The organism is Sphingobium quisquiliarum P25 (assembly GCF_000445065.1).
Classification (GTDB): Bacteria; Pseudomonadota; Alphaproteobacteria; order Sphingomonadales; family Sphingomonadaceae; genus Sphingobium; species Sphingobium quisquiliarum.
In genome coordinates this window covers 1-25256 of sequence record NZ_ATHO01000021.1, presented here as the reverse complement: position 1 = coordinate 25256, position 25256 = coordinate 1, and the positions used below count along the sequence as shown (strand labels likewise).

Here is a 25256-nt window from a genome sequence, read left to right as displayed (position 1 = left end):
AGCATAGGGTCCGCCATTCGCCTTAGGCCAGACCGACTTCCTTGAGAGGGATCGACGAGTCGGCAAGCTGTGATTGATCGAGCACCGCGCCGGACAGGACATGGGCGCGGCCCTGGACATAATCCTTGACGGCGTTGACGCAATCGAGCGCGATCAGCTTGCCCGCCTTGAGGTAAAGCACCGAAAAGCTGCGGGTTGCCGGGTCGCCGCGCAGGATGGTCTGGTCATGGCCGGTGGAAAGGCCCACGGTCTGGAGCTTCAGGTCATATTGGTTGGACCAGAACCATGGCACGGCGTCATAGGCTTCTTCCTTGCCCATGATGTGCGCCACGGCGGTCTTTGCCTGATCATTGGCGTTCTGCACGGATTCCAGGCGGATCTGCGCTCCACGGGCGAAGCGGTTGGCGTGCGATGCGCAGTCGCCCACGGCATAGATGTCGGGCAGGCTGGTGCGGCAATATTCGTCCACGTCCACGCCATTGCCGCCCGCCGCGCCCGCCGCGATCAGCGGGCCGGTTTCGGGGATGATGCCGATGCCCACGATCACCATGTCGGTTTCGATCCGCTCGCCATCCTGCATCAGCACGGCGGTTGCCTTGCCATCGCGCACTTCGATGCAGTCCATCTTCGCGCCGGTGCGCAGGTCGACGCCATGGGCGCGATGTTCAGCCTCGTAGAAGCGGGACAGTTCCTCCCCGGCGACGCGGGCGAGAACGCGGTCGAGCGCTTCCAGAAGCACGACCTTCTTGCCGAACTTGCTGAGGACGGCGGCGGCTTCCAGGCCGATATAGCCGCCGCCGATGACGGTCACATGGTTGATCTGGTCCAGCTTCGCCATCATCGCGTCGACATCGTCGCGGCGGCGGACGGCATGGACGTTGGACGCGTCGGCGCCGTTGCAGGTCAGCATGCGCGGGCTGCCGCCGGTCGCCCAGATGAGCTTGCCATAGCCGATCTGCTCATCGCCCGCGGTCAGCACGTGCGCCTGGGCATCGACGGTCTTCACCCGGCGTCCCAGCAGCATGTCGATATTGCGTTCGGCCCAGAAGCTGGCCGGGCGGATCAGGATGCGGTCGAAGCTCTTGTCCCCCGCGAAATATTCCTTGGAAAGGGGAGGGCGCTCGTAGGGCGGGTCCTTTTCATCGCCGATCATGGCGACGGACCCTTCAAAGCCGAGCTGCCGCAGGGAGATCGCGGCCTGCGCCCCGGCATGACCGGCGCCCACGATCACAACGTCATAATGGTTCATCGGCCCCCAATCCTCTCGAAAAAGTGCATTGGAGCCGTCATTGGCGCGCTTTGCCGGGGGTTGCAAGGGGCGGTTGACGAAGATTGCGCCTGCGGCCGCCGCTTCCCCGGTGGCGGACCCCCTGGCGAATGTGGCATAGGCGGCCTCGCAAAAGGGGACTCGTGCGCATGTCGATGCATGATGAGCTGACCGGCCGGGGCGCCGCCCATGGCGCGCGCGGGCCGCTTCCCGCGCTTGCGCTGGGGGCGCTGGGCGTGGTGTTCGGGGATATCGGCACGTCGCCGCTCTATGCGCTGAAGGAAAGCTTCGTCGGGCATCATCCGCTGACGGTCGATCCGGCCCATATCTACGGCGTGCTGTCGCTGATCTTCTGGACCATGATGATGATCGTCACGGTCAAATATGTGTTCATCGTCATGCGCGCCGACAATGATGGCGAAGGCGGCAGCATGGCGTTGCTGGCTATGATCGGGCGCAGGCTGGGCAGCGGGCGCTGGACGCCTGCGATCACGGCGCTCGGGGTGCTGGCGACATCGCTTTTCTATGGCGATGCGATCATCACTCCGGCGATTTCGGTGCTTTCCGCGATCGAGGGGCTGACGGTGGTGGAGGCGGGATTGAGCCCGCTGGTGCTGCCGATCGCCATTTGCGTCCTGATCGCGCTGTTCGTCATCCAGAGCTTTGGCACGGCGAAGGTCGGCGCGCTGTTCGGGCCGGTGATGGCGGTCTATTTCCTGACGCTGGCGGTGCTGGGGATCGCGAATATCCTGCGGCACCCGGAAATCTTCCAGATCATCAACCCGGCCTGGGCGTTTCACTTCTTTCAGCTTGACCCGCGGCTCGCCTTTCTGGCGCTGGGGTCGGTGGTGCTGGCGGTGACGGGGGCGGAGGCGCTTTACGCCGACATGGGCCATTTCGGGCGCAAGGCGATCAGCATCGCGTGGCTTTATGCGGCGCTGCCTTGCCTGATGCTCAACTATCTGGGGCAGGGCGCGCTGTTGCTGGACAATCCGGCGGCGGCGCAGAACCCCTTCTTCCTGCTGGCGCCGGAATGGGCGCGGCTGCCGCTGGTGATCCTCGCCACGCTGGCGACGGTGATCGCAAGCCAGGCGGTCATATCCGGCGCATTTTCGGTGACGCGGCAGGCGGTGCAACTGGGCTTCCTGCCGCGGTTGCGCATCCTGCACACCAGCGCTTCGGCGGCGGGGCAGATCTATGTGCCGCTGATCAACTGGGCGTTGCTGGTCTTCGTCATATTGCTGGTGCTCGGCTTTGGCAGTTCCAGCAATCTGGCGGCCGCCTACGGCATCGCGGTGACGGGCACGATGGTGATCACGACCTGCATGATGGGCGTGCTGGCGTTCAGTGTGTGGCGCTGGAACCGGCTGCTGGCGGCCGGGGTGACGGGGCTGTTTCTGATCATCGACGGCGCTTATTTCCTGTCCACGGCGACCAAGATACCCGATGGCGGCTGGTTCCCGCTGCTGGTGGCGGCGCTGTCCTTCCTGGTGCTGACGACATGGGCGACCGGGCGGCGGATCATGCGCAATTCTCTGCGAGAGGATGCGATGGACCTCGACCTGTTCATCCGGTCGGCAGGGCCGTCGCTAAAGCGGGTGCCGGGCACGGCGATCTTCCTGTCGTCATCGGCCGAAGGCGTGCCGCCCGCGATGCTCCACAATGTGAAGCACAACCGCATCCTGCACGAACGCAACATCATCCTGACGGTGCGGACCGAGGATGTGCCGCACCTGCCGTTCGACGGGCGCACGGAAGCGCAGGATCATGGCCAGGGATTTTACCGCCTGATCCTGCGCCACGGCTTCATGGAAAATGTGGACGTGCCCGCCGCGATGAAGGCGGTGCGGGATTGCGGCGGGCCGATCGGCGTGGCCGACACAAGCTATTTCCTGAGCCGCGAAACGCTGGTGCCTTCGTCGCGTCCGGGCATGGCGATCTGGCGCGAGCGGCTGTTCGCGTGGATGGTCCGCAATGCGGAAAGCCCGATGGCCTTCTTCAAGCTGCCAACGAACCGCGTCGTCGAACTGGGATCGCAACTGGAGATTTGAGGCCGCGCCTGCGGCGTGAAAGCACCGGCAACAGGGCTTTATGTAAAGCGACACTTGACATATCTACGGAAAGCGATACTTTCCATTCATGGAGATTGAAAGCGTCGCCCACAAGGCGCTACGGCGGTTTTTGGAGACTGGCAAACCCAAAGGATTGCCCGGCGGCCTGGTCGACCGATTGTTCAAGATGATTAACTTCATCATCGATGCTGAGACGCTGGATGAACTTTCGACGCCGCCAAATTACGGTCTTCATCCCCTCACCGGCGACCGGGCAGGAACATGGGCGATGACCGTGACACGCAATTGGCGGCTGACCTTTGTAATCGACGGGCGGGGCGCGATCGTAGATCTGAACCTGGAGGATTATCACTGATGACTATCAAGATTCATCCATCGTTCGCGATCCATGCGGGTGAGTGGCTCAAGACCGAGATTGTCGAGGCCCACGGCGTTTCGATCAACGATCTCGCCAAGGCTTTTGGAGTGAGCAGGCAGTCGATCAGCGCACTTCTCAACGGTCGAGCGGCCCTGTCCGCTGATATGGCGATCCGCTTCGAACATGCCTTTGGCGTGAAGGCCGAGACCCTGATGCGGATGCAGGCCCGTCATGAGTTGGGCAAGGCACGTGAGCATGAAGCCGATCTGATGGTGCCGAGTTTGATTGCCGCTTGACCGCCTCTATGCTGTCATCTGGCATCCGATCGGCTGATGCGCCGAGCCGTTGCGGGGCCGTTTATCGTTGCGGGCGGCAGGGCTTTCCCTGATATTGGTGACGGTTCAGGACATATTGCTTGCCGTTCCAGCGTTCGACCGGGAAGCAGAAGCCGGGGCCGCCAACTTCGATGTCCGGCCATCCGCCCGCGCCCTTCGTCGGCAGGAAAGTGGGAATGCCCTGGTTCGCGGTGATCCGCTTCCAGGTGGCGTCGGCCTGTTTGCTGACGATCGTGTAACCCATGCCCGTCATGCCGAAGCAATAGGTTGACCCCTCGGTAATGACAGCTTCCGGCCTGCCGTCGCCGTTCAGGTCGCGGACTGTCTCTATCGTGCCCGGACTGTAGCTTGGCGTGCCCGGATCGCCGCAGGCGCGCCATTGCTTGCCCGCGAGCTTGAACCCGCCAGCGCGGAAGGCGGCGGCGCGGTCGGCGGGGGAGAGGGAGGATTGGGCGTAGGCAGGCGCAGGCAGCAAGGCGATGGATGCGGCAAGGGCGATGACTCGGTGCATGGCGCTCTCTCCCTGTGAAAGGGCCTGCCTATCATGTTTCGTTGCCGAAAGCATCCCGGCTGAGCCGGCCGATCGCCCCCGCGCTTGCGCCTGGCCCCTTGTCAGGCGGCCTTGCCCTGCCGCGCGATAAGGACGCTGATGGGCGAGTTGCGGACGATCGCGGCGGCATTGGAGCCCAGCACGCGCGAGGACAGCGATGGCTGATGCGATCCGATGACGATGAGGTCAGCGCCGATATGCTGCGCTTCGTCCAGAACTTCGTCGCGGACGCGGCCGCGGCGGGAGACGAATGTAGCCTTTTCCAGCCCGAACTCGACCTTCCACTGGTCGATCAGGCGCTGGGCCTCGCCAATTTCCTGCGTGTCGAAATCGACCGTGATCATGCCTTCATAATTCACCGGCAGGAAGTAGCGCACATAGAGAATATGCACCTTCGCGCCGCTCACAGAGAGAGCGCGGGCCGCTTCCAATGCCGACCTGGCATGGTCATGATCGTTGATGTCGATGGCGACCAATATGGATGAAAAAGCCATAGTCTCTCCTTTCCTGATCAGATCGCCCTACCATGGAGCCTGATCCGAAAGGTGTAGCGTCTGTAACAAAGCATTTCGGGCGAAGGCGCAGGACATTTGTCCACCAGCTTGCGGATGCTGGCACGCATCGGAAACGCAAGCGGGAAAGCCGCTGATTTCGGGAGGTTTTAGGTGGTAGCGGAGGAGGGACTTGAACCCCCGACACGCGGATTATGATTCCGCTGCTCTAACCAGCTGAGCTACTCCGCCCCAAGGGCTGCGCCGGGCCATCGGCCTTGCGGTGAGGGCGCGCTATAAGCAGGGTCGTCGGCGGGGTCAACGGGGTTTGCATGGCGCTGCCGTAAATTCTGCCATGTTTGCCGCGCGCGACAATTTTGGCAGCCTTCCGCCGGAAAACGCGTTTTGCGCTTGCAATCGCGCCGTCGCGTTGCACTAATGTTGCAATGCACAACCGGCGGTTGCCGCCGAGGGAGGATCGACACCTTGCCCTTCCACGAAATGTTTGAGCCCGACGGTTCGCTACGCGCCTGCTATGCCGAAGTGCAGAACTGGGTGGAGCGGACAGGCATTGCCGGGCTCAACCGCAGGTTGGAGGAGGCGGAGGCGATATTCCGCCGCATCGGCATCACCTTCGCCGTCTATGGTGAGGGAGGCGACCCGGAAAGACTGATTCCGTTCGACCTGTTGCCGCGCATCTTCACAGCGCAGGAATGGCGGGTGCTGGACCGGGGCATCCGGCAGCGGGCGAGGGCGCTCAACGCCTTCCTGCACGACGTCTATCATCGCGGGGAGATCGTGAAGGCGGGGATCATGCCCGCCGGCATCATATACCGGAACAGCGCCTATCTGGCCGAGATGGCGGGCTTCACCCCGCCCGGCAAGGTGTACAGCCACATCGTCGGGATCGACATCGTGCGCACCGGCCCTGCGCGGTTCGAGGTGCTGGAGGATAATTGCCGGACCCCGTCCGGCGTATCCTACATGCTGGAAAACCGGGAGATCATGACGCGCATGTTCCCCGAACTGTTCGGGCAGGGGATAGTGGCGCCGGTGGACGATTATCCCGCCGAACTGCTGAAAAGCCTGAAGGAGGTCGCGCCGCCCGCCTGTTCGGGCGATCCGGTGGTGGTGCTGCTGACCCCCGGCGCGCTCAACAGCGCTTATTATGAACATAGTTTCCTGGCCGACCTGATGGGCATCGAACTGGTCGAGCCCGCCGACCTGTTCGTGGATGAGGACCGGGTGTGGATGAAGACCACGCTGGGGCCTCGTCAGGTCGATGTGATCTACCGCCGGATCGATGACGAATATCTCGACCCGCTCGTCTTCCGCGCTGACAGTCTGCTGGGGATACCGGGCATCTTCAACGTCTATCGCAATGGCGGCGTGACGCTGGCGTCGGCGCCGGGAGCGGGCATCGCGGACGACAAGGCCGTCTATATCTACGTGCCCGAAATGATCCGCTTCTATCTGGGGGAGCAGCCGATCCTGGAGAATATCCAGACATGGCAATGTTCCCGGCCGGACGAGTGCGCCTATGTGCTGGAGCATCTGCACGAACTGGTCGCCAAGGAAGTCCATGGATCGGGCGGATATGGCATGCTGATCGGGCCCAAGGCGACGCGGGAAGAGATCGCCGCCTATGCCGATCGCATCAGGGCCAATCCCGGCGAGTTCATTGCCCAGCCGACGCTGGACCTGTCGACTGTGCCGACTCTGGGACCGGCGGCGGTGGTGGGCAGGCATGCGGATTTCCGGCCCTACTGCTTGGTCGGAAAGCAGATCAGGCTGGTTCCCGGCGGGCTTACCCGCGTGGCGCTGACCGAAGGGTCGCTGGTGGTCAACTCAAGCCAGGGGGGCGGGGTCAAGGATACATGGGTGTTGCAGGACTAACCGGGATGAACAGCATGCATCCGTTTGCCATGATCCTGCCGGAGGGCATGAACGGACGAGGCGAGTTGTCTTCGCCTGCGCTGGGACATGGGCTTCGGCTTCGCTCAGCCCGAACGGACCTTGATATTGAGGAAGGCCGCACATGCTGAGCCGCACCGCCGAAAATCTGTTCTGGATGGCGCGCTATATGGAGCGGGCGGAAGCGACGGCGCGGCTGTTGACCATGGGACAGCGCATGGCGATCCTGCCAGGTGCGCATCATCGCGACGAATGGCGATCGGTCGTGCGGGCGACGGGTAATGAGGGGGAGTTCCCCGAAGGCGTGCAGGTGACGGAGAGCGCCGCCGTATCCTATCTGATGCTCGATCTGGACAATCCCAGTTCGATCCGTTCCTGCCTGCTCAAGGCGCGGGCCAATGCCAAGTCGGCCCGCACAATGTTGACTCAGGATATGTGGGAGGCGCTGAACGAAGGGTGGCGCAAGCTCGACAGCTATGACGTCGCAGAGGCGCGGCAGCAGCTTCCCGCGCTGATCGACTGGGTCAAGACGCGGGTCATGACCTTCCGGGGCGCGGCCTATTCAGGGCAGTTGCGCAATGAGGGTCATGATTTCCTGCGGGTCGGATCGGCGCTGGAGCGGGCGCAGATGACGTTGCGGCTGCTGGACGTCAAATATTATGTGCTGCTGCCCGAAACGGAGGTGATCGGTGGCAATCGCGACCATTATCAGTGGACGTCGGTTCTCTATGCCCTGTCGGGCTCGCGGGCCTATCACCATGTCTATGGCGGCACCTATACGCCTTGGCAGATCACGGATTTCCTGATGCTCAACCGGTTGTTCCCGCGCAGCGTCGCCTATTGCTACGACCAGATGGCTTACCGGCTGAACCGGCTGGCGGGCTGGCACGACAGCCGGGGCCGATGCCACCAGACCGTGCGGCAGATGGTGACCGATCTGGAACAGCTCGACAGCGGGGAGATTTTCCGCGCCGGATTGCATGAGACGGTGCAGAACGGGCTCCAGATGACCAACCGGCTGGGCGGCGAAATCGCCCAGACCTACCATTTCGGATGAAGGGACGGGACGCGGCATGAAGCTGCTTGTTCGCCATCAGACGACTTACCGCTATCCCGCATCGGCCGGGCGGGTGGCGATGCGCCTGAAGCTGATGCCGGCCGATTGCGCCATGCAGAAGGTGCTGGAATGGCAGGTGACCGTGAACGGCGAGCCTGTCGAGGGCTTTCGCCCCAACAGCCTGGGCGAGATGGAAGCGATATGGGTCCGGCACGACCGGATGGACGATGCCGTCATCGTGGCGGAAGGGCTGGTGGAGACATATGACACCAGCGGGGTGCTGGGCCCCGCTTCGGGCGCGGTGCATCCGCATTATTTCCTGCGCGATACGCCGCTGACCCGCGCATCGGAGGCGATAAGGGCCATGGCGTCGGCACTGCCGCAGGATGGGGGGATGCTGACATGGCTGCATCTGTTGTGCGCGGCGGTCAGGGACGCGGTCGCCTATCGCAGCGGCGTCACGACATCGCAGACGGAGGCGGCGGAGGCTTTCGCGCTGGGTGCGGGAGTCTGCCAGGATCATGCGCAGATCTTCATCGCGGGCGCCCGCGCCATGGGCGTGCCCGCGCGCTATGTGACCGGATATCTGCTGGCGCAGGAGGGGATGGCGCTGCACGAAACCCACGCATGGGTGGAGGCGTGGCTGCCCGATCTTGGCTGGGTGGGGTTCGACCCGTCCAATCGTGTCTGCGTGACGGATCATTATCTGCGGCTCGCGTCCGGGCTGGATGCGGACGACGCCGCGCCGATCAGGGGCTTCGTCACGGTGGCGGGCGATATCTGGATTGACGCGGACGTCCGTATCGCGCAGGCGGAAGAAGGGGTGGAGGAACGGCAGTTGCAACGGCAGCAGCAACAATGCGCCCAGCCGTCCATCCCGCAGGCTTGTACGAACGGATAGGAGCCCGGCGGGCAATGACCTATTGTGTGGCGGTTCGCGTTGATCAGGGTCTGGTCATGCTGTCCGACACCCGCACCAATGCGGGCATGGACAATATCGCGCGCTTCCGAAAGAGTTTTACCTACAGCATCACTGGCGAACGCGCGATCACCCTGATGTGTTCGGGGAACCTGTCGATCACGCAGGGCGTGAAGGCGAAGCTGGGCCGGGCGATCAAGGATTCGCAGCTTGATCCCGATATCGAGAGCATCTTGAACTGCCCCACCATGCACCGCGTCGCGCAACTGGTCGGCGACGCGATGTGCGATATGCAGAACCATTATCGCAGCACCATAGAGATGCAGGGATCAGGCGCCGACGCCTCCATTCTGGTGGCGGGGCAGCGCAAGGGCGGCAAGCCGCGCCTGTACCTCGTCTATTCTGCGGGCAACTTCATCGAAGCGACCGAGGACACGCCTTTCTTCCAGATTGGCGAGCATAAATATGGCAAGCCCATCCTGGACCGCATCATCAAGCGCGATACCACGCTGGAGGATGCGACCAAGGCGGTGCTGGTGTCTATGGATTCGACGCTGCGGTCCAACCTGTCGGTCGGGATGCCGCTGGACCTGACGGTGATCGAACGGGACAAGTTCGATTTCAAGGTGCGCAGGCGGATCGAGGCGGATAACGAGGAATTCCAGCTGCTTTCGCTCGGCTGGTCGGCGGCGTTGCGCAAGGGGTTCGAGGATCTGCCCAACGTGCTGGATTGAGTTGGGGTCGGCGCATCTGGTTGCCCATAGGGATGCATCGCTGAGCTTCCTCCACTCCAAGGAAATGCATTGGCCGCTTGGGCTTGCGTGCGCGCGGTTGCGGCCTATTTCATCGCGACGAACGAATCTTGAAAACGCCGGGGTATTTGATGACCGCAACCCATTCCACTCGCATGCTGATCCTGGGATCGGGACCCGCCGGTCTTTCCGCCGCCATTTACGGCGCGCGCGCGGGGCTGGCGCCGATCGTGGTGCAGGGGATGCAGCCGGGCGGGCAGCTGACCATCACCACGGACGTGGAAAATTATCCGGGCTTTCGCGACGTCATCCAGGGTCCATGGCTGATGGAGCAGATGCAGGCGCAGGCGGAGCATGTCGGCGCGAAGATGATGTACGACCAGATTGTCGACGTCGATCTTTCCGATCGTCCGTTCAAGCTGAAGGGCGACAGCGGCACCGTCTATTATGCCGACAGCCTGGTGATCGCGACCGGCGCGCAGGCGAAATGGCTGGGCGCGGAGGGGGAGCAGTTGTTGCAGGGCAAGGGCGTGTCGGCCTGCGCCACGTGCGATGGCTTCTTTTATCGCGGCAAGAAGGTGGTGGTGATCGGCGGCGGCAATACCGCTGTTGAGGAGGCGCTGTACCTCACCAACCACAGTCATGACGTCACGCTGATCCACCGCCGCGATTCGCTGAGGGCGGAGAAGATCTTGCAGCAGCGGCTGTTCGCGCATCCGAACATCAAGGTGCTGTGGAACCAGAAGATCGAGCGCTTCGTCGGCGGCGGCAATCCCGAAGGGCTGGTTGGCGTGGACCTGGTCGACACGGTGACGGGCAAAGCGTCCCATATCGAGACAGACGGCGCGTTCGTCGCCATCGGCCATCAGCCCGCGACCGAGCTGTTCGCGGGGAAGCTGCCGATGGATGAGGGCTATCTGGTGGTGGAGCCGGGGACGACCCGGACCTCGATTCCCGGCGTGTTCGCTGCCGGGGATGTCACGGACAAGATCTACCGGCAGGCGGTGACGGCGGCGGGCATGGGCTGCATGGCGGCGCTGGATGTCGAGAAGTTCCTGGCCGAGGCGGATTTTGAGGCTCTGGCGGCGGAGTAGGTTTGGCGGGGGAGCCTGTGGAGGCAGGAACCTGGTTCTGGCGTTTCAACTGGGCTCCTGCCTGCGCAGGAGCACGTAGAGCCAGCTTGTAGGGACTGCGCTCGGAGGAGTGAGGTCGCCCTTTATCGGCGCGCGACGGCGGTGTTCCCGCGCCCGCAGCAACATAGCTGGGCGCTCAACCCGCTTACTGTTCATGCGTCAGCGCTGACGCCGCTCAGGCCACTTTCGTCTCAGCAAAGGCGACGAGGGTGCCGAAGGTTTCGAAGGTTTCGCCGTCGATGTCATCGTCCTCGATCAGGATGCCGAGGCGGTCTTCCATTTCGGTGAGCAGGCTGGCGACGGCCATGGAGTCCAGTTCGGGGAGCGCGCCGAAAAGCGGCGTATCGGCGTCGAACGCGTCGGCCCGCTCCTGCGGCAACGCCAGCACGTCGCGCAGAAGGTCACGTACTATCGCTGCAATATCGCTTGTCCGGTCGACCGGCATTGACTGTCCCGCCCGCATAATGGGGGCCTACCTAATGGCTCCGCATCTAGCCGACAAGGGCGGAAATGGCGGTGCGCGCGGCGGGCAGCCATGTGGAAGCGAAGCGGGGATTGAAGAAGTCGAGCCGGTGGAGTGGCTCGCGCCGTTCCATCCATTCGGCCTTGTAGGCGTTGTCGCCCGTGCCATAGTCGATCCGTTGCACGCGATCCGTGTCGATCGCATGAGCGAACATCGCATGGCTGAGCAGGGTGCCGGGCGATCCGCCGTCAAAGGCGCGATCGTGCGACAGCTTGTGGATGAGGGCGGCGCCGTTTTCCACGGTCCAGAGCTGCGTCGCGACAGGCTGGCCGTTCAGCCGTGCGAAGCCCAGGCGCAGGGCGCCCGCCGCCGCCTCCCGCTCTGCAAGGGCGCGGAGGAAGGGTAGGCCGGGTTCGGGCTGCTTCCAACTGCTGGCATGCACGGTCACATAATCGCGCCACAGAGCGCCGGTGAAATCATGTCTGATGTCGATGGCAAAGCGGCTGGCGCGGGCCTTGCGCTGCACCTGATTGCGCAGGCGGCTCGGCCGGGCGGCCCAATAGGTGGCGAAGTCGCGGCCGTCGAGGTCGAGGATATGGCGGCCGCCCATCGGCCTGCGCACGGCGAACCAGCCAGCGCGGCGGAAGGCGTCGAGCAGGAGACCGGCTTCGTCCGTGACGGGGTAGAAATCAATATGGGCGCTGGTGGTGAGGAGATGCCCGGCCATGACCTCGATCAAGCGCCGCCGCGTGTCTTCATCCGGGTTTCCAAGGAAGATGGGCGACCAGGAGAAGCTGTACCAGTTGGCAAGCGCGCTCAGCCGCCGCGCGCCGGTGGCCAGCAGGAACAGCCAGGCTTCGCTGTCCCCCTGTTTCGTGTGGAGCACGCGCAGGGGGACATGAGGGAAACAATGGGCATGGAGCGATTCGAACCAGTCGATACGGTCGAAAAGCGAGGGAATGAAGGCGCGGTCCAGCCTTCCCGCGAGAGCATCGCGGGCGGCGGCGGCCGTGCTATATTCCCTTGCGATCAGCAAATGACTATCTCCCCGTCACCCTGGCCATGTAGGTGAAAAGTCTGGAAATGGAGTTAAGCAATCTGGAACCGGGGCGCACAGTGATCGACGGAGTGGAGGTGCGGCCGGTCGACCATCTGCTGCTGCGCGGCGATCCGGCGCGTCCGGCGCTGGATGGGCGATCGGGCGCGCAGAGCTACGCTGAACTGGAAGAGGCGCTGGGGCGGCTGGCGGGGTGGCTCGCGGGGTTCGGGCTGGAGCGCGGGGCGCGAGTCGCGAGCTGGATCGCGAAGGGCCCGGTTGCCGCGCTGATGCCGCTCGCCGCGCCGCGCGCGGGGCTGGTGCATGTACCCATCAATCCGCTGCTGCGGCATGGGCAGGTCGCCCATATACTGGCCGATAGTGGCGCGCGGCTGCTGATCGGCACGGCGGCGCGGCTCGATACGCTGACGGAGGCCGAGGTCCCCGGCGATTGCCGCCTGCTGCGGGAGGAGGAGGCCGCCTGCGCGATGAGCGGAGGGGAAGGCATCGGCCCATCCGATGCCGGGCCGCACGATCTGGCCGCGATCCTCTATACCAGCGGATCGACCGGCAAGCCCAAGGGCGTGATGTTGAGCCACGCCAATCTGTGGCTGGGCGCTGTTTCCGTCGCTGCTTATCTGGGGCTGACGCCCGGCGACAGGACGCTGTGCGTGCTGCCGTTCAGTTTCGATTATGGACAGAACCAGCTTCTATCCACCTGGTTCGCGGGCGGATGCGTCTATCCGCTGGACTATCTGACGGCGCGTGACGTCATGAAGTCGGTGGAGCGGCGGGACATCACGACGCTGGCGGGGGTGCCGCCGCTGTGGGTGCAACTGACCGAGTTGAACTGGCCGCCGGAGGTTGCGGGCAGGCTCAGGCGGATCACCAATAGCGGCGGCGCGCTCACCCGGCCGCTGGTGGCGAAGTTGCGCAGCCTGTTTCCCAATGCCGATCTTTATCCGATGTACGGGCTGACGGAGGCGTTCCGGTCGACCTATCTGCCCCCGGCGCTGGTGGACAGCCATCCCGACTCCATGGGATCGGCCATTCCCCATGCGGAGATATTGGTGGTGCGGGCGGACGGCAGCGTCACCGCCGATGATGAGCCCGGCGAACTTGTGCATTGCGGGCCGCTGGTGGCGCAGGGTTATTGGCGGGATGCAGCGCGAACCGCCGAGCGCTTCCGGCCCGCGCCGCCCGCTTCGAGCTATGGCGGCACGGCTGTATGGTCGGGTGACAAGGTGCGGCGCGATGCGGATGGGCTGCTTTATTTCATCGGCCGCGATGACGCGATGATCAAGTCGGCGGGCAACCGCATCAGCCCCACGGAGATCGAGGAAGCGGCCGCGGCCGTGCCGGGCGTTTCCGAAGCCGTGGCGATGGGGGTCAAGGACGAGCGGCTGGGCCAGGCCGTGCTGCTGCTGATCCGCTCCGCCGATCCGCAGGCCGAAGCGCGGGTGGAGGCGCATTTGAAGGCCGAACTGCCCAATTTCATGCATCCGCGCGCCATCGTCGGACGGGAGGATTTTCCGCGCACTCCCAACGGCAAGATCGACCGGGTCGCATTGGCGAAGGAATATGATCAATGAAGCCCATGGGCCCGATCCCGCCCTTCTTCACGGGCGAAGACGGCATGCTGCTGATCGGCGGCTGCGGCGCGGCCAGCCTGGTGGAGGAAGCGGGCGATACGCCGCTGTTCGTCTATGACATGGGCATTATCGAGCGGCAGGTGAGCGACTGGCGTGACGCCATGCCGCCGATGCTGTCGCTTCATTATGCGGTGAAGGCGAACCCTTTTCCGCCGCTGTTGCAGCGCATGGCGGCGTTGGTGGACGGCTTTGACGTTGCATCGGGCGGCGAACTTGGCCGGGCGCTGGAGGCGGGCATGGACGCGGCGCATGTGAGCTTTGCCGGGCCGGGGAAGCGGGACGATGAACTGACCGCCGCGATCGATGCCGGCGTGACGCTGAACCTGGAATCGGAAGGGGAGGCGCGGCGCGCCGTGGCCATCGCGGAGCGGCGGGGGCGCACGCCCAAGCTGGCGGTGCGGGTGAACCCCGACTTCGACCTTAAAGGATCCGGCATGCGCATGGGCGGCGGGGCCAAGCCGTTCGGGGTGGACGCCGATCGCGCGGCGGCGCTGGCCCGATGGCTGATCGATGCCGGGGCGGACTGGCGGGGCTGGCATATCTTTGCCGGTTCGCAGGCGCTGGATGCAAATGCGCTGATCGAGGCGCAGGCGGCGACGGTCGCGCTGGCGGCGCGCCTGTCCGGGGAGGTGGGCGCGACGCCGCCGCTGGTCAATCTGGGCGGCGGCTTTGGCATCCCTCATTTTCCGGGTGACGAGCGGCTGGATATCAGGCCGATCGGGCAGGCGCTGGCGCAGGTGCTGGAGGGGCGGGCCGACATTCTGTCGGGCAGCGCCTTTGCGATGGAGCTTGGCCGCTGGCTGGTGGGCGAAGCGGGGGTCTACCTGACCCGCGTCGTCGATGTGAAGGTGAGCCAGGGCGAGACCTTCGTCGTGGTGGATGGCGGATTGCATCACCAGCTTGCGGCGAGCGGCAATTTCGGCACGGTCGTGCGGCGGAACTATCCGATCGCGGTGGCCAATCGCTTCGGCGAGGCAGCAGCGGATCAGGCGGTGACGGTGGCCGGGTGCCTGTGCACGCCGATGGACAAGCTGGGGGACAAGGTGGCGCTGCCGCCGATTAAGGAAGGCGATCTGGTCGCGCTGTTCCTGGCCGGGGCCTATGGAGCGTCTGCAAGCCCGGCGGCTTTTCTTGGCCATCCCAACCCGTTGGAACTGCTGATCGGCTGACGCTGCTGCGGTGCACCCCTAACCGTATCTTTACCCTTTGACGGCAAGAAGAGGCCCAAAGCCCATGGCTTGATGGCCCGCCCGCCTGTGTGGCGGCCATGCCCATGCGGCTGCACGAAGAGGTGAAGATATGCGTTTCCTGTCGGTATCCCGTGCTTTGATCGGCGCATCGCTTCCGGCGATGGCCCTGGCAGGTTGCGCTTCGGGCGGCGGGGGGCCGCAGCTTCCGCCCGCATCCTTCGTGTCGCAGCAGGAAGGGCCGGGCGAGGAATATGTGATCGGGCCGCTCGACGACCTGACCGTGTTCGTATGGCGCAACCCGGAACTGGGCGCGAAGGTGCAGGTGCGGCCTGACGGGCGCATCACCACGCCGCTGATCGCCGACATGCCGGCCGTGGGCAAGACGCCCAAACAACTGGCCGACGACATGAAGGTGGCGCTGGGCAAATATATCGAAAACCCGCTCGTGTCCGTGATCGTCAACAATTTTTCGGGCACGTTCAGCCAGCAGGTGCGGATCGTCGGTGCGACGGAAAAGCCAGCGTCGATCCCCTATCGCGCGAACATGACGCTGCTTGACGCCATGATCTCCGTCGGGGGCCTTAGCGAATATGCGGCGGGCAACCGCGCGCGGCTGGTCCGTTTCAACAAGGAAACCGGCAAGCAGCAGGAATATCAGGTGCGCATCGGCGACCTGCTGAAACGCGGCGACAGCAAGGCGAATGTCATGCTGGCCCCCGGCGACGTCATCATCATCCCGGAAAGCATGTTCTGATATGGCCGCCCTTTACGATGAGCTGCTGATCGCGCTCCACGGCATATGGACCCGGCGCTGGCTGGCGCTGGCGGTCGCGTGGGGCGTGTGCATGCTGGGCTGGCTGGGCGTCGCGCTGGTCCCCAACAGCTATGAAAGCAAGGCGCGGGTCTATGTGAACACCCAGTCGCTGTTGCAGGACAAGGTGGGCATCACCCAGGTCCAGTCGCAGCAGGACCTCGACCGCGTGCGCCAGACGCTGGCCAGCACCGGCAATCTGGAACGGGTGGTCAAGGAAACCGACCTTAACCAGACGATCAGCGGCCCGCGCGATGTGGCCGCGAAGATCACGGCGCTGCGCGAAGGCATCACCGTCATGGCGCAGATCGACCCCAGCATGATCGACATCAGTGCCAAGATGGCCGATTCGGGCCTGTCGGACGGCGCCAATGCGCGCATCGCCCAGCAGGTGGTGCAGAAGCTGGTGGACATTTTCCAGGAGGCCAACCTGTCGTCCAACCGGGTCGAGACGAAGCAGAGCCTGGCGTTCCTGGACCAGCAGATTGCCGAGCGGGGCAAGCAACTGGCTGGCGCGGAACAGCGCCGGGTCGAATTCGAGCAGCGCTATGCGGGCGTCCTGCCGGGCGCTGGCTCGATCGGGCAGCGGATGGATGCGGCCCGGATGGAGATCAACAATATCGAATCGCAACTGGCGCAGGCGCAAGGCGCGCTGAGCGCCATGAACGGGCAACTTGCGGGCACGCCGCAGACGCTGCCCGGCGTGGGCGCTTCGGGCGCACCGTCAGCGCTGGCGCAGGCGCAGGCCGACCTTTCGGGCATGCTGGCGCGCGGGTGGACCAGCAGCCATCCCGACGTCATCGCCGCCCAGCGCCAGGTCGATGCGCTGCGCAAGCAGGGTGGCGGCGGAACGGGCGGTGGCACGCCCAACCCCGCCTATCTGTCGATCAAGTCGATGCAGGCCGAGCGGGCCGCGACGGTGCAGGCGCTCCATACCCGCAAGGCGCAGTTGCAGGCGGACCTTGCCGCCATGTCTTCGCGCCAGACGGACGAGCCCGGCCTTGCCGCCGAGCAGGAGAAGCTCGACCGCGATTATGAGGTGCTCAAGACGCAATATGACAAGCTGCTGGCCGACCGTGAGGAGATCCGGCTGCGGGGCGACGTCAAGACGGAGACGGGCGCGGTGCAGTTCCGCGTCGTCAATCCGCCCAGCGTGCCCACCGCTCCGGTAGCGCCCAACCGGCCGCTGCTGCTGGTCGGCGTGCTGATCGTGGGCATAGGCGCTGGCGTCGGCACGGCCTTCGCCATGGCGCAGCTCAAAGGCAGTTTCCCGACCGCGGCGCGGCTGGAACGCGCCATCGGCATGCCGGTGATCGGGTCCATCACCCAGACGGTCAATGCCGCGCAGAGGGCGGTCGAAAAGCAGCGTCTTAAATGGTTTGCGGGCGCGAGCGGCGGGCTGGCGGCGGTGTGCATGCTGCTGATCCTTGTCGAATTTATCCAGCGCGGCATGGCCTGAAGGAGAGCGAACGATGAATGAACATAGCTCTCGCCTCAAAGGCTCGCTGATCGAGCGCGCGACGGAGATTTACGATTTCTCCGCAGCGTTGCGCGGACGCGCCGCGCCGGAGGTGGATGTCCTCGCTGACGCGGAAATAACGGTGCCGCCTGTGGACCTGGGACCCGTGGGTGCGCCCGCGCAGCGTTTCCAGGCGCCTGAATGGACGGGACCGGCACAGCCGATCGACCGCATCGCGCTGGCAGAGGCGGGTTATCTGCTGCCCGATGGTCCGGTGAGCGCGATGAGCGAGGAGTTCCGCCTGCTCAAGCGCGATCTGCTCACATTGCTGGCGGTCGATCCGCGCGGCAACAGCATCCTCGTCTGTTCGGCCCATAGCGGCGAGGGCAAGAGCTTCTGCGCGATCAACCTGGCGCTCAGCCTGGCGGCGGAGAAGGAGCATGAAATATTGCTGATCGACGCGGATTTCGGCAAGCCGGGCATTCCCGAAGCGCTGGGTCTGACGAGCGGGCCGGGCCTGATGGACGCGCTGGCCGATCCGGGGATCGCGATCGAAAATTGCGTGATCCGCACCGACATACCGTCGCTGTCCGTCCTGCCTGCTGGGCGGCGGAGCAACAATGACACGGAATATCTGGCGTCGAGCCGTACGCAGGCGCTGCTCAACCGGCTGACCGAAGGGCGGCCCGACAGGGTGATCCTGTTCGATTCGCCGCCGCTGCTGGCTGCTTCGGCGGGCGCGGTGCTGGCGAGCCATGCGGCGATCGCGCTGCTGGTGGTGCGCGCCGACCAGACCAGCGAGAGCGCGCTGCGCGATGCGGCTGGCATGTTGAAGGGCGCGGGGCAGGTACAATTGCTGCTGAACGGCGTCACCTTCTCCGGCACCGGGCGGCGCTTTGGCAGCTATTATGCCACGAAGGGCGATGTCGAATGAGGTTGCGGACTTTCATGGTTGCGGCTGGCGTCATGACGCTGGGCCTGGGCACGCCCGCCGCCGCGCAGGAGCGCAAGGTCGAGGTGACGCCCTATCTGGGCATCGATCAGGTGGTGATGGCGCCGCTGACGGGCGATGGCGAGGTGCTGACCTACACCAATGTCATGGCGGGCGCGACCGCCAGCATCCAGACGCGGCGGATGGAAGCGGTCGCGGACGTGCAATATAATCACAGCTTCGGCTGGGGCGACGCGACGGCCGACCAGGATGTGATCAGCGGCATCATTTCCGGGCAATATGGGCTGGCGCGCGGGCTGACGCTGAATGCAGGCGCGCTGGCGAGCCGTATCCGCACCGATGGCTTTTCAGGCGCGGCGGCGCTGAACGACAGCATGACAACCCAGGTCTATGCAGGATATGTTGGGCCAGCCTATGCAGGGTCCTTCGGCGACATCGACGTCACCGCTTCCTATCGCCTGGGCTATGCGCGGGTGGAGGACGATGCGGACGCCGACTTCGGCGGCGCGGGCCTGTTCGACGAATCCGTTTCGCACAGCCTGATGGGTTCCGTTGGGGTCGCGCCGGGGGTGTGGCTGCCGGTCGGCATCGTCGCCAGCGCGGGGTATGAGCGCGAGGATGTCGATCAGCTGGACCAGCGGTTCGAGGATAAATGGGGCCGGGTGGACGCAACGTTACCTGTTTCTCCCACCGTCGCGCTGGCAGGCGGGATCGGATATGAGAATATCAAGATCAGCCAGCGTTCGCCCTTGCTGGACGTCAACGGCCTGCCGGTCGTGTCGAACGGACGCTATGTCACCGATGACGGTTCGCCGCGCCAGCTGATCTATGAATTTGACGACATCATCTGGGACGTGGGCGTGCTGTGGCGGCCCAATCACCGCACCTCGCTGGAGGCGCGCGTGGGCGAGCGCTATGGCGGCATGACCTATAGCGGCAGCTTCGTCTGGCAGGGGCGCAACAGCAGCGTCGCGCTGGTGGTGTTCGACGGCATCGACAGCTTCGGGCGGATCATCACGTCCAACGTCGCGTCCGTGTCGGGCAGCAGCCTGAACGTCGTGCGCAATCCCTTCACCGGCGACTTCACCGGCTGCGCTTTTTCGGAAAGCGGGGGCGGACAGTGCTTCAACGATGCGCTGTCGGGCGTCACCAACGCCAATTACCGCTATCGCGGCGTTGCGGGACAATATGCCGCGCGCCGGGGGCCGTGGGGGCTGGGCGTGGGCGTGGGCTATTCGCAGCGCAAGTTCGTGACGCCATCGGGCCAGGCGATCCTGGTGCGGGGAGCGAAGGACCAGAACTGGTATGGCACGGCGGCGCTGACCTATGCGATCGACGGCCAGTCGAGCATCGATGGCGCGGTCTATGCCAATTATTTCGACGCCAGCGGATCAAGGCTGGACGTGCTGAACCTGGGCGCGTTCACAAGCTACAACCGCCTCATCAACCGCAATTTGCAGGCATCCGCATCGCTGGGGCTGGACAGCGCCAAGGCGGACGAGCTTGACGCGGTGATCACCGCCATGGGCCAGATCGGCCTGCGATACAGCTTTTAACCCGGCCGGGTGGAGACGACGAATGTACGATCAGTTCTACGGATTTGAGGGCCGCCCTTTCCAGCTGACCCCCGACCCGCATTTCTATTTCGAAAGCGCGACGCACCGCAAGGCGCTGTCCTATCTGGGATACGGGCTGGCGCAGGGTGAAGGCTTCATCGTCATCACCGGCGACATCGGCGCGGGCAAGACGACGCTGGTCGGCCACCTGATGGCGACGATCGACCCGGCGCGGCTGACGGCGGTCAAGATCGTGTCGACCCAGGTGGGCGGCGACGACATGCTGCGGCTGACGGCGCAGAGCTTTGGCCTGAGCGTCGACGGCATGCCCAAGGCGCAGATTTTGCGGCAGGTGGAATCCTTCCTTCATGCGCAGGCGCGGGCGGGCCGCCGGTCGCTGCTGATCGTGGACGAGGCGCAGAACCTGTCGGTATCCGCGATCGAGGAATTGCGGATGCTGTCCAACTTCCAACTGGGCGGGCATTCGCTGTTGCAGATATTCCTGCTGGGCCAGCCGGAATTTCGCGACCTCATGAAGTCGGCGCAACTGGAGCAGCTGCGCCAGCGCGTGATCGCGACGCATCATCTGGAGCCGATGCTGGCGAGTGAAGTGGAGCCTTACATCCTGCACCGGCTGTCGGTGGTGGGGTGGAAGGGCGATCCGTCCTTCACGCCCGACGCCTTTGCCGCCATCTATGCCGCCACGGGGGGCGTGCCGCGCCGTGTGAACGTGCTGGCGAGCCGCGTGCTGCTGCTGGGCGCGCTGGATCAGCTATCGGAGATCGACGCCGCGGCGGTGGAGGCGGTGGTCGCCGACATGGGCGCGGACAGCGACGTGGCGTTGCAGCCGGTGCGGCCGTCCGTGCTGGATAGCGTCGAGGAAGAGGATGCGCCCGCAACGGCTCCGCAGCAAAGCGATGCCGCGCCATCGGAAATTGCGTCGTTGAAGGCGGAGATCGATGCGCTGCGGTCGCGCGCGCCTGAGCCGCCGGTCACCCTGACCGACGAGATCGCGGCGCTGCGGGCCGAGGTGAAGCGGCTGCGCGGCGAACAGGCGTCGATGCAACTGGTCGATCCCGATGCGCTGAAGGATTGTTTCACCCTGATCGAGGAGCGGCTGTCGTCGCTGGAGTTCCGGGTGGGCGAGCAGGACACGGCGCTGCGCCGCGTGCTGACCTTGCTGGTCGAATGGGTGGAGCGCGAGCAGCGCACGGGCGATCCGCAGCAGAGCGCGGCGGCTTGATCCGCTACCGGCCATGATGCAGAACGCCCTTTCGGTCGACGTCGAGGACTGGTTCCATGTCGGCGCTTTCGAGCGCACGATCCGGCGCGAGGATTGGGCGGGCCTGCCGCATCGGGTGGAGCGCAATACGGACAAGGTGCTGGACCTGTTCGCCGAGGCCGGGGTGAAGGCGACCTTCTTCACGCTGGGCTGGGTGGCGGAGCGTTACCCAAGGCTGATGCAGCGCATCGCGGCGGCGGGGCATGAGGTGGCGAGCCATGGTTACGACCATGCGCGCGTCTTCACCTTGTCCCCGGAAGAGTTCCGCGCCGACCTGCGCCGGTCGCGGGCGTTGCTGGAGGATGCCAGCGGGCAGGCGGTCAAGGGCTATCGCGCGCCCAGTTTCTCCATCGACCAGCGGACGCCCTGGGCGCACGCCATATTGGCGGAGGAAGGCTATGCCTATTCCAGCAGCGTCGCCCCGATCCGGCACGATCATTATGGCTGGCCCGAATCGCCGCGCTTTGCGTGGAAGCCGGTGGCGGGATCGCCGCTGGTCGAATTGCCGGTGACGACGGCTGTGTGGGGCAAGCGCCGGCTGGCGGCGGGAGGCGGAGGCTTTTTCCGGCTGTTGCCCTATGGCTTTTCGCGCTGGGCGATCGGTCAGGTGAACGGGCGGGACCAGCGGCCCGCCATCATCTACTTTCATCCATGGGAGATCGATACCGGCCAGCCGCGCATGAAGGACGCGCCGCTGCGGTCGCGCATTCGCCATTATACCAATATTCCGGTGATGGCGGACAAGCTGCGGCGGCTGACGCGGGATTTCGCCTGGGACAGGGTGGATGCGCTGCTGCCGCAGGAAGCGGGGCGGGCGGCATGATCGCGGCCGACCTTGCGGTGACGGCGCTTGACCTTGCCGATGCGGTGCAGGCGCGGGCGGCGGAGGAATTCGTCGCTGGCCGTGCGGACGGCACGCCCTTTCACCGGCCAGCCTGGCTGAACGCCATTGAGCGGGCCACGGGCAACCGCGCGCTGATGCTGGCGGCGGTCGCGCCTTCGGGGCAGATCAGGGGACTGCTGCCCCTGACCCATATGAAAAGCCGCCTGTTCGGGCAGGCACTGGTATCGTCCGGCTTCGCGGTGGACGGCGGCATCGTGACGGACGACCCGCGCGCGGCGGCAGCGCTGGGCGCGGCGGCGCAGGACCTGGCGCGTGAGCGGGGCGTGGCGTCGATCGAGCTGCGGGGCGGCCCTGCGCCTTCGGGGGAGTGGACGCTGCATGAAGGCAGCCATCTGGGCTTTTCCCGCCCGATCGCGGCGGATGACGAGGCCGAACTGCTGGCCGTGCCGCGCAAGCACCGCGCCGAATTGCGCAAGGCTCTCGCCAACCCGGCTTTGCATGTGAAGGTTGGGCGAACGGACGCGCTGATCCGCGACCATTATCGCGTCTATGCCGAAAGCGTGCGCAATCTGGGCACGCCGGTCTTTCCCGCGAAGCTGTTCCGCCAGGTGCTGGAGCAGTTTGGCGAGGATGCGGACATATTGGCCATTTATGAGGGCGAGCGGCCCGTGTCGGCGGTGCTGACGCTTTATCATGGCGGGCGGGCCATGCCCTTCTGGGGCGGGGGCATAGCGGATGCGCGGCGGCTGCGGTCCAATGAACTGATGTATTACCGGCTGATGGGCCATGGGCGCGCGAGGGGGATGGCGATATTCGACTTCGGCCGGTCCAAGACGGGCAGCGGGCAGGCGGCCTGGAAGAAAAGCTTCGGCTTCGACCCCGTGCCGCTGGCCTATCATAGCTGGTCGGCGAGCGGCGAGCGGCGGGACATCAACCCCAACAGCCCCGCCTATCAGCGGCGGGTGGAGCTATGGAAGAAACTGCCGCTGCCGGTCGCGAACCTGATCGGCCCGTTGATCGCGCGGGGTCTGGGATGAGCGGCGACGTCCTGTTCCTGTGTCACCGCATCCCCTATCCGCCCGATCGCGGGGACAAGATCAGATCCTATCATATGCTCCAGCGGATCGCGGAGGTTGCGCCGGTCCATGTGGGCTGCTTTGCCGATGACGACCGCGACATGGGGTTCGCGGCGGAGATGGCGCGGCTGACGGCGAGCCAGTGCGTGCTGCGGCGGGATCGATCGCGGGTCGCCGCCGGGCTTGGCGGAATCGCGCGCAGGCAGCCGCTGCTCGTGTCGCTGTTCGATCATCCGGGGCTGCACCGCTGGGTGGGCGAGGTGCTGCGCGAACGGCCGATCCGCGCCGTCTTCGCCTATTCGGTGCAGATGGCGCATTTCGTGCCGGTGCTTGGGCCGGACATCCGGTTCCTGATGGATTTCGTCGATTTCGATTCGGCCAAATATGCCGCCTATGGCGCACAGGGCGCTGGACCGATGGCCTGGCTCAACCGGCGCGAGGGACGGTTGCTGCTGGATTTCGAACGCGCGACGGCCGAGCGGGCGGACATCAGCGCCTTTGTAAGCGAGGCCGAAGCGTCGCTGTTCCGCGCCGCCAGCGGGCTGGACGCGGACAAGGTGCGCGCGGTGGAGAATGGCGTGGCGCTGGACTATTTCGATCCGGCCGCCCGCTTTCCTGCCGTTGAAAGGGGCGAAGGGCCGCTGATCGTCTTTACGGGGCAGATGGATTACCGCCCCAATGTCGAGGCGGTGGAAGGCTTCGCCCGGAACGCCTTGCCGATCGTGCGGGCGCGTTATCCGCAGGCGCGGTTCGCCATCGTCGGACGGAAACCGGCGGCGCAGGTGCAGGCGCTGGGCAAGCTGCCGGGCGTCATCGTCACGGGCGCGGTGCCGGACGTGCGCGGATGGCTGGCGGCGGCGGACGTGGTGGCCGCGCCGCTGACGATCGCGCGCGGCATACAGAACAAGGTGCTGGAGGCGATGGCCATGGCGCGGCCGGTGGTCGCTTCCTCCTGCGCGGCGGAAGGCATCGACGCCAGCGATGGCGCGCACCTGCTGATCGCCGACAATGCGGCGGAGCAGGCGGCGAAGGTCATGGGCCTGATTGCCGACCCGATGGCGGCGACAGCGCTGGGGCAGGCGGCGCGCGCGCGGATGGAGCAGCGTTACCGCTGGTCAGCGACGCTGCGCGATCTGCCCGCCATGCTGCTGGGCGAAACGCCTGCCCGCGTGCGCGCGGCATGATTGCGCGCGCGCTTTTCCTGCACGGTTCCGGCGGGGCGGCGCTGTCCGGCTGGCGCGGGCATCTGGCGGCGATGGGCCTCGTCTGGCTGGCGATCGTGGCGCTGTTCCACAAGGACGCCATCGGCATGGCGTCCATCTGGTGGACATCATCGACGTTCGAACATTGCCTGTTCATCCCCTTCCTGATCGCATGGCTGGTGCAGCAGCGCTTGCCGGACCTTCGCCGGATGCAGCCCGCCGCCTGGTGGCCCGGCCTGCTTTGGGTGGCGGCCGGAGCCTTTGCCTGGCTGCTGGGCGCGGCGGCGGGCGTGGCGCTGTTCCGCCATGCCGCGCTGATCATCATGATGCAGGGCGCGGTGCTGGCGCTGCTGGGCCCCCCCGTGTCCCGCGCGCTGCTGTTCCCGCTTTTCTACGCCTTCTTCATGGTGCCCTTTGGCGAGGAGATCGTCGCGCCGCTTCAGATCGTGACGGCGCGCCTGTGCATGATGTTCCTGGGCCTGTCGGGCGTGCCCGCCCATATGGACGGCATCTTCATCACCACGCCCACGGGCTATTTCGAAGTGGCGGAGGCCTGTTCCGGGGCGAAGTTCGTCATCGCCATGACGGCCTATGGCGCGCTGGTCTGCAATGTCTGCTTTGCGAGCTGGACCCGCCGCATCCTGTTCATGACGGGCGCGCTGACGCTGTCGGTGCTGGCGAACGGGGTGCGGGCCTATGCGACGATATTGGTCGCGCATCTGACCAATATCGATGCGGCGGTGGGGTTCGACCATGTGCTGTACGGCTGGATCTTCTTCGCGATCGTGATGGCCGCTGTGATGGCGGCGGCTTGGCCCTTTTTCGATAGCAGGCCGGGGGACCCCTGGTTCGATCCTGAGCGGTTGAAGGGGCCTGCTTCCGGCT

At 65.3% G+C, this 25256-nt stretch carries 24 protein-coding genes and 1 tRNA gene; 19 read left to right on the top strand and 6 right to left on the bottom strand.

Annotated features, from left to right (window positions below):
• Positions 1-22: 22 nt before the first annotated feature.
• Entirely contained in the window at positions 23-1249 is a 1227-nt protein-coding gene (locus L288_RS25170; protein WP_021236904.1) for an NAD(P)/FAD-dependent oxidoreductase, read from the bottom strand.
• 173 nt (positions 1250-1422) lie between these two features.
• On the opposite strand from L288_RS25170, the gene L288_RS25165 reads away from it, so the two are divergent.
• The 3 genes from L288_RS25165 to L288_RS25155 all read left to right on the top strand — a co-directional run bounded on the left by L288_RS25165 (position 1423) and on the right by L288_RS25155 (position 3993).
• A complete protein-coding gene (locus tag L288_RS25165) occupies positions 1423-3318 on the top strand; it encodes a potassium transporter Kup (protein ID WP_051209607.1) in 1896 nt (631 codons plus the stop codon).
• Positions 3319-3406: 88 nt separating this feature from the next.
• On the top strand, positions 3407-3694 hold the full coding sequence (locus L288_RS25160; protein WP_021236902.1) for a type II toxin-antitoxin system RelE/ParE family toxin: 288 nt from the start codon (positions 3407-3409) through the stop codon (positions 3692-3694).
• Positions 3694-3993: a HigA family addiction module antitoxin gene (locus L288_RS25155; protein WP_021236901.1), complete on the top strand. Its 300-nt coding sequence runs from the start codon at positions 3694-3696 to the stop codon at positions 3991-3993. Before L288_RS25160 ends, L288_RS25155 begins: the two co-directional genes overlap by 1 nt.
• A gap of 61 nt (positions 3994-4054) precedes the next feature.
• Here the strand turns inward: L288_RS25155 and L288_RS25150 are convergent, their stop codons facing one another.
• The 3 genes from L288_RS25150 to L288_RS25140 form a co-directional block, all read right to left on the bottom strand.
• Positions 4055-4543 carry a hypothetical protein gene (locus L288_RS25150; protein WP_021236900.1) on the bottom strand — a complete coding sequence of 163 codons (489 nt, stop codon included), beginning with the start codon at positions 4541-4543 and terminating at the stop codon, positions 4055-4057.
• A 101-nt stretch (positions 4544-4644) separates the two neighbouring features.
• Positions 4645-5076 carry a universal stress protein gene (locus L288_RS25145; RefSeq protein WP_021236899.1) on the bottom strand — a complete coding sequence of 144 codons (432 nt, stop codon included), beginning with the start codon at positions 5074-5076 and terminating at the stop codon, positions 4645-4647.
• Between the two features lie 172 nt (positions 5077-5248).
• Positions 5249-5325: transfer RNA gene (locus tag L288_RS25140), tRNA-Met, on the bottom strand.
• 234 nt (positions 5326-5559) lie between these two features.
• On the opposite strand from L288_RS25140, the gene L288_RS25135 reads away from it, so the two are divergent.
• From L288_RS25135 to trxB, 5 genes are all read left to right on the top strand, one after another.
• A complete protein-coding gene (locus L288_RS25135) occupies positions 5560-6969 on the top strand; it encodes a circularly permuted type 2 ATP-grasp protein (RefSeq protein WP_031303867.1) in 1410 nt (469 codons plus the stop codon).
• Positions 6970-7111: 142 nt separating this feature from the next.
• On the top strand, positions 7112-8044 hold the full coding sequence (locus L288_RS25130) for an alpha-E domain-containing protein (protein ID WP_021236897.1): 933 nt from the start codon (positions 7112-7114) through the stop codon (positions 8042-8044).
• Between the two features lie 16 nt (positions 8045-8060).
• Positions 8061-8945 carry a transglutaminase family protein gene (locus L288_RS25125; RefSeq protein WP_021236896.1) on the top strand — a complete coding sequence of 295 codons (885 nt, stop codon included), beginning with the start codon at positions 8061-8063 and terminating at the stop codon, positions 8943-8945.
• A gap of 14 nt (positions 8946-8959) precedes the next feature.
• Positions 8960-9697, top strand: a complete 738-nt coding sequence (locus L288_RS25120) for a peptidase (protein WP_021236895.1) — start codon at positions 8960-8962, stop codon at positions 9695-9697.
• Between the two features lie 149 nt (positions 9698-9846).
• On the top strand, positions 9847-10809 hold the full coding sequence (gene trxB, locus L288_RS25115; RefSeq protein WP_031303866.1) for a thioredoxin-disulfide reductase: 963 nt from the start codon (positions 9847-9849) through the stop codon (positions 10807-10809).
• A gap of 214 nt (positions 10810-11023) precedes the next feature.
• On the opposite strand, the gene L288_RS25110 is transcribed toward trxB, so the two are convergent.
• Both L288_RS25110 and L288_RS25105 read right to left on the bottom strand, forming a co-directional pair.
• Positions 11024-11311 carry an acyl carrier protein gene (locus tag L288_RS25110; RefSeq protein ID WP_031303865.1) on the bottom strand — a complete coding sequence of 96 codons (288 nt, stop codon included), beginning with the start codon at positions 11309-11311 and terminating at the stop codon, positions 11024-11026.
• Between the two features lie 28 nt (positions 11312-11339).
• Complete coding sequence (locus tag L288_RS25105) at positions 11340-12347, bottom strand: GNAT family N-acetyltransferase (RefSeq protein ID WP_021236892.1); 1008 nt, start codon at positions 12345-12347, stop codon at positions 11340-11342.
• Between the two features lie 47 nt (positions 12348-12394).
• On the opposite strand from L288_RS25105, the gene L288_RS25100 reads away from it, so the two are divergent.
• The 11 genes from L288_RS25100 to xrtA all read left to right on the top strand — a co-directional run.
• Entirely contained in the window at positions 12395-13939 is a 1545-nt protein-coding gene (locus tag L288_RS25100; protein ID WP_031303863.1) for an acyl-CoA ligase (AMP-forming), exosortase A system-associated, read from the top strand.
• Positions 13936-15168, top strand: coding sequence for a pyridoxal-dependent decarboxylase, exosortase A system-associated (locus L288_RS25095; RefSeq protein WP_021236890.1), 1233 nt, complete (start codon positions 13936-13938; stop codon positions 15166-15168). The genes L288_RS25100 and L288_RS25095 overlap by 4 nt, the downstream gene beginning before the upstream one ends.
• Before the next feature lie 130 nt (positions 15169-15298).
• Positions 15299-15943, top strand: a complete 645-nt coding sequence (locus L288_RS25090; protein ID WP_021236889.1) for an XrtA/PEP-CTERM system exopolysaccharide export protein — start codon at positions 15299-15301, stop codon at positions 15941-15943.
• A gap of 1 nt (position 15944) precedes the next feature.
• The gene (locus L288_RS25085; protein ID WP_021236888.1) at positions 15945-17459 is read left to right on the top strand and encodes an XrtA system polysaccharide chain length determinant; all 1515 of its coding nucleotides are present in this window, start codon (positions 15945-15947) and stop codon (positions 17457-17459) included.
• A gap of 13 nt (positions 17460-17472) precedes the next feature.
• The gene (locus tag L288_RS25080; RefSeq protein ID WP_021236887.1) at positions 17473-18393 is read left to right on the top strand and encodes a P-loop NTPase; all 921 of its coding nucleotides are present in this window, start codon (positions 17473-17475) and stop codon (positions 18391-18393) included.
• Complete coding sequence (locus L288_RS25075; protein WP_031303862.1) at positions 18390-19967, top strand: hypothetical protein; 1578 nt, start codon at positions 18390-18392, stop codon at positions 19965-19967. Before L288_RS25080 ends, L288_RS25075 begins: the two co-directional genes overlap by 4 nt.
• Positions 19968-19989: 22 nt before the next feature.
• Positions 19990-21210, top strand: coding sequence for an XrtA/PEP-CTERM system-associated ATPase (locus tag L288_RS25070; protein WP_021236885.1), 1221 nt, complete (start codon positions 19990-19992; stop codon positions 21208-21210).
• A 13-nt stretch (positions 21211-21223) separates the two neighbouring features.
• Positions 21224-22072, top strand: coding sequence for an XrtA system polysaccharide deacetylase (locus L288_RS25065; RefSeq protein WP_021236884.1), 849 nt, complete (start codon positions 21224-21226; stop codon positions 22070-22072).
• A complete protein-coding gene (locus L288_RS25060; RefSeq protein WP_021236883.1) occupies positions 22069-23130 on the top strand; it encodes a FemAB family XrtA/PEP-CTERM system-associated protein in 1062 nt (353 codons plus the stop codon). Before L288_RS25065 ends, L288_RS25060 begins: the two co-directional genes overlap by 4 nt.
• Positions 23127-24353, top strand: coding sequence for a TIGR03087 family PEP-CTERM/XrtA system glycosyltransferase (locus L288_RS25055; protein WP_021236882.1), 1227 nt, complete (start codon positions 23127-23129; stop codon positions 24351-24353). The genes L288_RS25060 and L288_RS25055 overlap by 4 nt, the downstream gene beginning before the upstream one ends.
• Positions 24350-25256: exosortase A (gene xrtA / locus L288_RS25050; RefSeq protein WP_021236881.1), on the top strand; the 907-nt coding region annotated here is incomplete at its 3' end. The genes L288_RS25055 and xrtA, both read left to right, overlap by 4 nt.

Excerpts from the sequence above, each read along its gene's own strand:
- L288_RS25170 (WP_021236904.1), bottom strand. The coding sequence starts at position 1,249 with ATGAACCATTATGACGTTGTGATCGTGGGCGCCGGTCATGCCGGGGCG.
- L288_RS25165 (WP_051209607.1), top strand. The coding sequence starts at position 1,423 with ATGCATGATGAGCTGACCGGCCGGGGCGCCGCCCATGGCGCGCGCGGG.
- L288_RS25160 (WP_021236902.1), top strand. The coding sequence starts at position 3,407 with ATGGAGATTGAAAGCGTCGCCCACAAGGCGCTACGGCGGTTTTTGGAG.
- L288_RS25155 (WP_021236901.1), top strand. The coding sequence starts at position 3,694 with ATGACTATCAAGATTCATCCATCGTTCGCGATCCATGCGGGTGAGTGG.
- L288_RS25150 (WP_021236900.1), bottom strand. The coding sequence starts at position 4,543 with ATGCACCGAGTCATCGCCCTTGCCGCATCCATCGCCTTGCTGCCTGCG.
- L288_RS25145 (WP_021236899.1), bottom strand. The coding sequence starts at position 5,076 with ATGGCTTTTTCATCCATATTGGTCGCCATCGACATCAACGATCATGAC.
- L288_RS25130 (WP_021236897.1), top strand. The coding sequence starts at position 7,112 with ATGCTGAGCCGCACCGCCGAAAATCTGTTCTGGATGGCGCGCTATATG.
- L288_RS25125 (WP_021236896.1), top strand. The coding sequence starts at position 8,061 with ATGAAGCTGCTTGTTCGCCATCAGACGACTTACCGCTATCCCGCATCG.
- L288_RS25120 (WP_021236895.1), top strand. The coding sequence starts at position 8,960 with ATGACCTATTGTGTGGCGGTTCGCGTTGATCAGGGTCTGGTCATGCTG.
- trxB (WP_031303866.1), top strand. The coding sequence starts at position 9,847 with ATGACCGCAACCCATTCCACTCGCATGCTGATCCTGGGATCGGGACCC.
- L288_RS25110 (WP_031303865.1), bottom strand. The coding sequence starts at position 11,311 with ATGCGGGCGGGACAGTCAATGCCGGTCGACCGGACAAGCGATATTGCA.
- L288_RS25100 (WP_031303863.1), top strand. The coding sequence starts at position 12,395 with ATGGAGTTAAGCAATCTGGAACCGGGGCGCACAGTGATCGACGGAGTG.
- L288_RS25095 (WP_021236890.1), top strand. The coding sequence starts at position 13,936 with ATGAAGCCCATGGGCCCGATCCCGCCCTTCTTCACGGGCGAAGACGGC.
- L288_RS25090 (WP_021236889.1), top strand. The coding sequence starts at position 15,299 with ATGCGTTTCCTGTCGGTATCCCGTGCTTTGATCGGCGCATCGCTTCCG.
- L288_RS25085 (WP_021236888.1), top strand. The coding sequence starts at position 15,945 with ATGGCCGCCCTTTACGATGAGCTGCTGATCGCGCTCCACGGCATATGG.
- L288_RS25080 (WP_021236887.1), top strand. The coding sequence starts at position 17,473 with ATGAATGAACATAGCTCTCGCCTCAAAGGCTCGCTGATCGAGCGCGCG.
- L288_RS25075 (WP_031303862.1), top strand. The coding sequence starts at position 18,390 with ATGAGGTTGCGGACTTTCATGGTTGCGGCTGGCGTCATGACGCTGGGC.
- L288_RS25070 (WP_021236885.1), top strand. The coding sequence starts at position 19,990 with ATGTACGATCAGTTCTACGGATTTGAGGGCCGCCCTTTCCAGCTGACC.
- L288_RS25065 (WP_021236884.1), top strand. The coding sequence starts at position 21,224 with ATGATGCAGAACGCCCTTTCGGTCGACGTCGAGGACTGGTTCCATGTC.
- L288_RS25060 (WP_021236883.1), top strand. The coding sequence starts at position 22,069 with ATGATCGCGGCCGACCTTGCGGTGACGGCGCTTGACCTTGCCGATGCG.
- L288_RS25055 (WP_021236882.1), top strand. The coding sequence starts at position 23,127 with ATGAGCGGCGACGTCCTGTTCCTGTGTCACCGCATCCCCTATCCGCCC.